The sequence below is a fragment of the Roseateles sp. P5_B10 genome, from assembly GCF_056400485.1.
This window is the reverse complement of the sequence record NZ_JBFULE010000198.1, coordinates 1-7754: the sequence shown is the minus strand read 5'-3', so window position 1 is coordinate 7754 and position 7754 is coordinate 1. Positions and strand designations below refer to the sequence as shown.

Here is a 7754-nt window from a genome sequence, read left to right as displayed (position 1 = left end):
CCCTTGCACAACCACAGCACGCGCTGCGTTGGCGGCAGGGCGGCGAGGGTTTCGCGCAGGCCGGACATCGGCGTCGCGACGATGGTCAGCCCGTCGGCGGCGTGCGCAATGGCTGCGGCACGGTCGCCGGTCAGGCCTAGCGCGGCGGGCAGTTCGCCGTCGGGCAGATAGGCCGCGTTGCGGCGGCTCGCCCGCATTTGTCCGATGGCAGTTGCGTCACGGCCCCACAGGCTCACATCATGGCCGGCGTTGGCCGCCTGGATGGCCAGGGCCGTGCCCCAGGCACCGGCGCCGAGAACGCTGATCTTCATCGTCGTCATGCGCAGAAGTGTCACCCAAGTAAAACGCCCCGCACGAGGCGGGGCGTCATCACGAGGCGAGCCTCGATGCTCAGTTGACGGCCTGGCCGCCCTGGGCTTCGCGCTGGGCCTGCTGGGCCTCGAACATGGCCTGGAAGTTCACTTCCGTCAGCAGCACCGGCGGGAAGCCGGCGCGGGTGCAGACGTCGGACACGATGGCGCGCAGATAGGGGTAGACCATCTGCGGGCAGACGATGCCCAGGATGCCTTCGAGCTGGTCCTGCGGCACATTGCGGATCTCGAAGATGCCGGCCTGCTTGGCTTCGACCAGGAACAGCGTCTTGTCGCCGACCTTGGTGTTGACCGTGGCCGTCACGCAGACCTCGAAGATACCGTCGGTGACGTTCTCGGCCGACAGCGTCAGGTTGATGTCGACCTGGGGCTGTTGCTGCTCCAGCAGGATGTGCGGCGCGTTGGGCTGCTCCAGCGACAGATCCTTCAGGTACATGCGCTGGATCTGGAACACGGGGGTGCCTTCGGGGGCGGCTTGGATCTCGTCGGCCATGGAATTCTTTCTAGCGAAGCGTCAAACAAAAGCCCGCAGGCGGCGCGCTGCGGGCGGTGGCTGGATTATGGGCGAGGCCTCGTGACAAGCCGATCGGGCTTGCCCGGTGTTGAAATCAGTCAAGAACGCCCAAAGCGACCCTTCAGGCCGCTTGGAGCAAGGGCAGCAATCCGCCCTTCTGGTCGAGGGCGATGAGGTCATCGCACCCCCCGACATGGGTGTCGCCGATGAAGATCTGCGGCACGGTGCGGCGGCCCGTCCTGGCCATCATCTCCTGGCGTTCGCCCGGGTTGAGGTCGACGCGGACCTCGTCGATCTGCTCGACGCCGCGTTGCTTGAGCAGCATCTTGGCGCGCACGCAGAACGGACAGACCAGGGTGGTGTACATCTTGACGGCAGCCATCTCAATCTCCTTCAGCCGCAAATCTGCCTACGCAGATTTCTGCCCAATGAAAGGCAGAAAAAGTCGGTTGGGCGAAAAACCGCTCACGCGCTTTTTTCCACCGGCAAATTCGCCTCCCGCCAGGCCTTGAGGCCGCCGGCCAGCACCTGGGCCTTGTCATAGCCCAGCTTGCGCAGCATGCCCGCGGCGCGGCCGGCGCGTGCGCCGGTCGGGCACACCAACACCAGCGGCAGGGCCTTGTTGGACGGCAAGGACTTGTGGCCCTCGATCTGGCCAAAGGGGATGTTGCGCGCGCCGACGGCATGGCCCTTGGCAAACTCTTCGGGCTCGCTGACATCGATCAGCACGCCCTTCTCGCGGTTGATCAGTTGCACCGCCTGGGCGGGGGCGAGGCCGCCGCCCTGTGCACCCGACATCAGCATGGGCCAGAGCAACAGGCCACCGGACACAAGTGCGGCGACGAGCAGAAACCAGTTCTCGATCAGGAAGTTCAAGCAAGCATCCCGTGTAATTCAACGAAGCCGGCGATTATCGCTGGGTCGGATAATCCGCCGCTTCCCACCACCTCAGCGCGCCTTGCCCCATGTACAAGCTCGTCCTCATCCGCCACGGCGAATCGACCTGGAACCTGGAAAACCGCTTTACCGGCTGGACCGACGTGGACCTGACGCCCACCGGTGTCGAGCAGGCCAAGACGGCCGGCCGGCTGCTGAAGGAAGCGGGCTATGACTTCGACATCGCCTACACCTCGGTGCTCAAGCGCGCCGTGTGGACGCTGTGGCACGCCCTGGACCAGATGGACCGCACCTGGCTGCCGGTGCGCCACGCCTGGCRCCTCAACGAGCGCCATTACGGCGGCCTGCAGGGCCTGAACAAGGCCGACATGGCCAAGCAGTACGGCGACGAGCAGGTGCTGATCTGGCGCCGCAGCTACGACACACCGCCGCCGGCGCTGGAAGCGACCGACCCACGCAGCGAACGCAGCGACCCTCGCTACCGCGGCCTGGACGCCGAGGACATTCCGCTGACGGAATGCCTGAAGGACACGGTCGCCCGCGTGCTGCCGTTCTGGAACGAGACCGTCGCGCCCGCCATCAAGGGCGGCCAGCGCGTGCTCATCGCCGCCCATGGCAACAGCATCCGCGCGTTGGTGAAGTACCTCGACAACATCGCCGACGACGCCATCGTTGGCGTCAACATCCCCAACGGCATCCCGCTGGTCTATGAGCTGGACGAGAACCTGAAGCCGATCAAGAGCTACTACCTGGGCGACGCCGAAGCCGCCGCCAAGGCGGCTGCCGCCGTGGCCAATCAGGGCAAGGCCTGATCCACCTCGGCCAGCACCTCCTCCACGCTGGCCCAGCCGGGCCAGTACTGAAGCAGCTTGACCGTCGGCCCCCACGGCGCCCAGACCGCGGGATCGGCCGGCCCCCAGGGGGTGAGCAGCCGTGCGCCGACGCCGGCGGCGATGTGGCCCGGCCCGGTGTCGTTGGAGACGACGATGCCGGCCATCTGCAGCAACGCGGCGTAGATGCCCAGGCCCACGCCTTCGAACCGCACCACGTCGGGGTAGAGCTGGCGGGCCCCCTCCAGTTCGGTCGGTCCCGGCACCATCACGATGCGGCGCCCCGCCGCATCCAGGCGGCGCACGAATTCCGGGAAGGCCGGCCAGGTGCGGTCCAGGAACTCGGTTTTCCCGTTGGCGAACGGGCAGATCATCACGTAGCGCCCCGGCGCGATGCCTTGCCCCGCCAGCAGAGCGGCGGCCCGCTCCCGCTGGGCCTCGCTGACCTGCAGGCCGATGACCGGCGGAGGCGGCTCGTCGATGCCGAGGAAGTCGCAGGCCAGTTCCCAGTATTCGACCAGCGTGTGCCGCCCCGGGCGCCGCGGGTGACCACGGCGCATCAGCCAGGTGCGCCCCTCCACCGCATGGCCCTCGGCGCGCAGGCCGGCCAGTCGCGCGTCCAGCGCCGCTGAAAACGCGTAGGGAAAGAGCAGCGTATTGGAGCGCCGGTCGAATCCGGGGTCTTGCGCACGCAGCTGCCGCCGCAGCGCGCGCAACTGCGCCACGCGCTCGCCGAGCCTCTCGGGCCGCACATGGACGCGCCAGCCTTCCGTCTCCAACAACCCGCGTGCCCAGCTCTTGCCGACCAGTTCAAGGCGATAGCCGTGGCTTTGCAGCAGCCGCAGCGCCGGAATGCTCAAAACCGTGTCGCCAACGAAGTTGCGCAGACGGACGATCAACGGTCGGGCTTCTATCATCAGCAATTCTTTACAAGTGACGCGGGATTCTCCCTGCGCAGGCCCGTTCTCCATGCCCGAGATCACCCTGCCCTCCTCAGCCAAAGTGATCGCCAGCCATGACGCCGCCCTGGTAGCGGAGTCGCAGTGATCCCGCCACGCTTCGCAGCCAATCTCGATTGGCTCTATACCGAGCACGCCTATCTCGACCGGCCGGCGGTGGCACGGGCCGACGGCTTTGCCGCCGTCGAGCTGCAGCAGCCGCATCTGCATGACCGCCCACCGCTGACGGCCGCGCTGGCGGGGCTGAAGGTCGTCCTCATCAACGCCCCTGCCGGCGACTGGGCCGTCGGCGAGCGCGGCTTCACCGCCCTGCCCGGCCGCGAGGCCGAGTTTCGCGACGCGACGCTGCGCGGCCTGGACTTGGCCGACCGCCTTGGCGCGGCCCGCGTGCATCTGCTGTCAGGCTTGGCCGAGGACACGCCCGAGCACCGCTCGACCTGGCTGGCCAACCTCGGCTGGGCCGCCGAGCAGTCCCCCCTGCCCCTGGTCGTCGAGCCCATCAACCGCCGCGACATGCCCGGCTATTTCCWGCATCGCCAGGCCCAGGCGCTGGAGCTGCTGGCGGCGCTGGACACGCCACGCGTGCAACTGCAACTCGACCTCTACCATTGCCGCGTCGCTGAAGGTGAATCACTGACACATCTGGCGCGCGCGCTGGACCTCGGCGTGCTGGGCCATGTGCAGGTCGCCGGCGTTGCCGGGCGGCATGAGCCCGAGGCCGGTGAATTCGCAGCGGAGCTGGCCCTGCTGAACGCGCGTGGCTGGCAAGGCGTTGTCGGCCTGGAATACCGGCCCCGTGGCAATACGTCGGCCGGCCTGGCCTGGCTCAGCCCAGCTTCGCGCTGATCACGCCGCGCAGCATCGCACCAAGGGCGCGACGGTCCTGGCCGGTCGCCATCACGCTGGGCAGGATCTGCACATCAATGCCCAGCCCCTTGGCCGAAGCAATGCGCCACAGGCTCTCAACCAACGTCGTGTCGCCGATGAAGCGCGCCGACGAGCTGAAGCGCTCGCCGGGCTCGTGCCACCGCAGCACGACGGGCAGCACCGGGGCATCGACCGACACCGCCGCCTGCAGCAGGTTGGCGTGGAAGGGCAGCATCTCGGGCCCGGCGCCCGTGGTGCCTTCCGGGAAGACGGCGACACAGTCGCCCGCCTGCAGGGCTGCGGCCGTCTGGTGCACGACACGCAGCGCATCGCGCTTGCTGGCGCGCTCGATGAAGAGCGTGCCGGCGCCTTCGACGAGGGCGCCGACCACCGGCCAGTGCCTCACGTCCGCCTTGGACACGAAGCGCGCCTGCGGCAGCACCGCGTGGACGCCGGCGATGTCCAGCCAGGAGATGTGGTTGGCCACCATGAGATGACCCGTCGGCAAGGCCTGGCCCTGAGACTTCAGCGCGATGCCGAGGATGCGCAGCGTCTTGAGCGACCACCACTGGATCAGCCCATGCCGCTCGGACGCCGTCAGCAGCTCGAAGCGGCGCTTGACGATCCACAGGCCGTGCAGCACATGCGGCACAAGGCGCGTGAGGCGCCAGGTGGCGATCAGGGATCTCATTCAGCCTCCCGCCGGGCCGCCCCTAGGGAGGCTGCACCCCCTCGGGGGGCAGCGTGCGAAGCGCGCGTGGGGGCCGTCATCCTTCGTAGGCGACGTGGCCGGCGACAAGGGTGCAACGCACGCGCGCGGGCAGCTCGAAACCGCTGGAGGCGAAGGCAAACGGCGTGTGCTTGCCCTGGCTGGCCAGGGCGTCGGGCGTGACGGACCAGCTCGCCGCCGCGTCGAACACGCAGACATCGGCGACGCCACCTTCCACCAGGCGACCGGCGCTGGCGGACAAAGAGCCGAGTGCGCTGCCCAGCACCCGCACCGGTTCGGCCGTCACGACAGCCAGCGCACGCTGCAGCGGCAGCTTGGAATCCTGGGCCCAGCGCAGCGCCAGGCTCAGCAGCAGCTCCAGGCCCGTCGCGCCCGGCGTGGCCTCGGCAAAGGGCACAGCCTTCTCGTCGGTCGTCACGGGCATGTGGTCGGACACCAGCGCGTCAATCGCTCCATCGGCGAGGCCCGCGCGCAGCGCATCGCGGTCACGGCCCTGGCGCAGCGGCGGCGTCAGGCGCATGGCCGAATCGAAGTAGCCGATGTCGACGTCACTGAGGTGCAGCGAATTGATGGACACATCCGCCGTGACAGGCAGGCCCTCGCGCTTGGCCGCGCGCACCAGCTCGACGCCGGCGGCGCTGGACAGGCGGCAGACATGCACCCGGGCGCCCGTGGCGCGTACCAATTCAAAAATGGTGTGCAGCGCCACTGTCTCGGCGCTGACGGGCACGCCGGACAGCCCCAGCCGCGTCGCGACCGAACCGCTGGCCGCGACGCCACCGCCGAGATAGGCGTCCTGCGGGCGCAGCCAGACCGTGTAGCCATAGGTGGCGGCGTATTGAAGCGCGCGGCTCAGCACCAGCGTGTCCTTGATCGGCACCTCGGCCTGCGAGAAGCCGATGCAGCCAGCCTCGGTCAGCTCGGCCATCTCGGTGAGTGCCGTGCCGTTCAACTGGCGCGTCAGCGCGCCAAGTGGGAACAGGCGGCAGCGACTGAGCTTGCGGGCGCGGAACTTCAGCATCTCCACCAGGCCGGGCTCGTCCAGCACCGGGTCGGTGTCGGGCGGGCAGACCAGGCTGGTCACGCCACCAGCGGCCGCTGCGGCGAGTTCGCTTTCGAGCAGGCCTTCATGCTCGTGGCCGGGCTCGCGCAGCCGGGCGCACAGGTCGACGAGGCCGGGCGCGACGATGAGGCCGCTCGCGTCCACGGTGCGGTCGGCAACGAAGTCGCCCACATCCCCCAGGTGCACGATACGGCCATTGGCGATGGCGACGTCGCCGATGCGGTCGAGACTGGATGCCGGGTCGATCAGCCGGCCGCCTTTGATCAGGATCTTCATGCTCATGCCTCGTTGCCAGCCAGGATGGCCATGACGGCCATGCGCACCGCGATGCCGAAGGTGACCTGCGGCAGGATGACGCTGCTCTTGCCGTCGGCCACTTCGGACGCGATCTCGACGCCGCGGTTGATCGGCCCCGGGTGCATGACGATGGCGTCGGGCTTGGCCAGGCGCAACTTGTCGGGCGTCAGGCCGAAGTGCTTGAAGAACTCGCCGCTGCTGGGCAGCATGCCGCCGTTCATGCGCTCGTTCTGCAGGCGCAGCATGATGATGACGTCGGCGTCCTTCACACCTTCGGCCATGTCGTGGCAGACGCGCACGCCCATGTCGCGCAGGTCGCCGGGGACCAGGGTCTTGGGGCCCACCGCGCGGATCTCCGGTACGCCCAGGATGTTGAGCGCGTGGATGTCGCTGCGAGCGACGCGCGAGTGAACGATGTCGCCGACTATGGATACGGTCAGGTTGCGGAAGTCTTTCTTGAAGTGCCGGATCGTGTACATGTCCAGCAGCCCTTGAGTCGGGTGGGCGTGGCGGCCGTCGCCGGCGTTGACAACGTGCACGTGCGGCGCGCAATGCTGGGCGATCAGGTGGGGCGCGCCGCTCTCGCTGTGGCGCACGACGAACATGTCGGCGTGCATGGCGCTGAGGTTGGCCACCGTGTCCAGCAGCGTCTCGCCCTTGGCCGTGGAGCTGCGCGCGATGTCCAGGTTGATGACGTCGGCCGACAGGCGCTTGGCGGCGATCTCGAAGGTGGTGCGGGTGCGGGTGCTGTTCTCGAAGAACAGGTTGAACACCGACTTGCCGCGCAGCAGCGGCACCTTCTTGACCTCACGGTCGTTGACCGAGAGGAAGCTGCCCGCGGTGTCCAGGATCTGCTCCATGACCGCACGCGGCAGGCCTTCGGTGGACAGCAGGTGGATCAGCTCGCCGTGCTTGTTGAGCTGGGGGTTGCGTTTGGAAAGCATCACTTCACCTCAAAGGCAAATCGGCCCCCATCGGCGCGCGCGAGGCGCAGGCTCTGGTCTGCGGCGAGCGTGACGCGGGCCGCAGAGAACGCCGGCTCGATCGGCAGCTGCCGCCCGCCGCGGTCCACCAGCACCGCCAGCTGCACGCTCGCCGGGCGGCCGAAGTCGAACAGCTCGTTGAGCACGGCCCGCGTCGTGCGGCCGGTGTAGAGCACGTCGTCGATGAGCAGGATGTCGCGGCCGTTGACGTCGAAGGGCAGCGAGGTGTGGTCGGCCTTGGCC

10 protein-coding genes and 1 pseudogene are annotated in these 7754 nt (G+C 68.4%); 2 read left to right on the top strand and 9 right to left on the bottom strand.

Features of this window, described 5'->3' with window-relative positions:
* From AC1DU6_RS14050 to AC1DU6_RS14035, 4 genes and pseudogenes are all read right to left on the bottom strand, one after another.
* Positions 1-311: pseudogene (locus tag AC1DU6_RS14050) on the bottom strand (NAD(P)H-dependent glycerol-3-phosphate dehydrogenase); the annotation flags it as partial.
* A 79-nt stretch (positions 312-390) separates the two neighbouring features.
* Positions 391-864, bottom strand: a complete 474-nt coding sequence (gene secB, locus AC1DU6_RS14045; protein WP_056199425.1) for a protein-export chaperone SecB — start codon at positions 862-864, stop codon at positions 391-393.
* Positions 865-1006: 142 nt separating this feature from the next.
* On the bottom strand, positions 1007-1267 hold the full coding sequence (gene grxC / locus AC1DU6_RS14040; RefSeq protein ID WP_457326074.1) for a glutaredoxin 3: 261 nt from the start codon (positions 1265-1267) through the stop codon (positions 1007-1009).
* Between the two features lie 83 nt (positions 1268-1350).
* The gene (locus AC1DU6_RS14035; protein ID WP_056199428.1) at positions 1351-1761 is read right to left on the bottom strand and encodes a rhodanese-like domain-containing protein; all 411 of its coding nucleotides are present in this window, start codon (positions 1759-1761) and stop codon (positions 1351-1353) included.
* Positions 1762-1850: 89 nt separating this feature from the next.
* Here AC1DU6_RS14035 and gpmA point away from each other — a divergent pair, with 89 nt between their 5' ends.
* Positions 1851-2594, top strand: coding sequence for a 2,3-diphosphoglycerate-dependent phosphoglycerate mutase (gpmA, locus tag AC1DU6_RS14030; protein ID WP_477857822.1), 744 nt, complete (start codon positions 1851-1853; stop codon positions 2592-2594).
* Here gpmA and AC1DU6_RS14025 read toward each other — a convergent pair.
* A complete protein-coding gene (locus AC1DU6_RS14025) occupies positions 2579-3595 on the bottom strand; it encodes a glycosyltransferase family 9 protein (protein WP_457391336.1) in 1017 nt (338 codons plus the stop codon). The genes gpmA and AC1DU6_RS14025 overlap by 16 nt on opposite strands.
* A gap of 60 nt (positions 3596-3655) precedes the next feature.
* Here AC1DU6_RS14025 and AC1DU6_RS14020 point away from each other — a divergent pair, with 60 nt between their 5' ends.
* A complete protein-coding gene (locus AC1DU6_RS14020) occupies positions 3656-4417 on the top strand; it encodes a hydroxypyruvate isomerase family protein (protein WP_477857820.1) in 762 nt (253 codons plus the stop codon).
* Here AC1DU6_RS14020 and AC1DU6_RS14015 read toward each other — a convergent pair.
* The 4 genes from AC1DU6_RS14015 to AC1DU6_RS14000 all read right to left on the bottom strand — a co-directional run.
* Positions 4398-5129 carry a lysophospholipid acyltransferase family protein gene (locus tag AC1DU6_RS14015; RefSeq protein WP_457324814.1) on the bottom strand — a complete coding sequence of 244 codons (732 nt, stop codon included), beginning with the start codon at positions 5127-5129 and terminating at the stop codon, positions 4398-4400. The genes AC1DU6_RS14020 and AC1DU6_RS14015 overlap by 20 nt on opposite strands.
* Before the next feature lie 76 nt (positions 5130-5205).
* On the bottom strand, positions 5206-6507 hold the full coding sequence (locus AC1DU6_RS14010; protein ID WP_457324813.1) for a dihydroorotase: 1302 nt from the start codon (positions 6505-6507) through the stop codon (positions 5206-5208).
* Between the two features lie 2 nt (positions 6508-6509).
* Positions 6510-7472 (bottom strand): aspartate carbamoyltransferase catalytic subunit, encoded by a 963-nt coding sequence (locus tag AC1DU6_RS14005; RefSeq protein ID WP_056199446.1) that lies wholly within the window; start codon positions 7470-7472, stop codon positions 6510-6512.
* A partial coding sequence (locus AC1DU6_RS14000; RefSeq protein ID WP_477857818.1) for a phosphoribosyltransferase family protein occupies positions 7472-7754 on the bottom strand: 283 nt, incomplete at its 5' end. The genes AC1DU6_RS14005 and AC1DU6_RS14000, both read right to left, overlap by 1 nt.

Excerpts from the sequence above, each read along its gene's own strand:
- secB (WP_056199425.1), bottom strand. The coding sequence starts at position 864 with ATGGCCGACGAGATCCAAGCCGCCCCCGAAGGCACCCCCGTGTTCCAG.
- grxC (WP_457326074.1), bottom strand. The coding sequence starts at position 1,267 with ATGGCTGCCGTCAAGATGTACACCACCCTGGTCTGTCCGTTCTGCGTG.
- AC1DU6_RS14015 (WP_457324814.1), bottom strand. The coding sequence starts at position 5,129 with ATGAGATCCCTGATCGCCACCTGGCGCCTCACGCGCCTTGTGCCGCAT.
- AC1DU6_RS14010 (WP_457324813.1), bottom strand. The coding sequence starts at position 6,507 with ATGAAGATCCTGATCAAAGGCGGCCGGCTGATCGACCCGGCATCCAGT.
- AC1DU6_RS14005 (WP_056199446.1), bottom strand. The coding sequence starts at position 7,472 with ATGCTTTCCAAACGCAACCCCCAGCTCAACAAGCACGGCGAGCTGATC.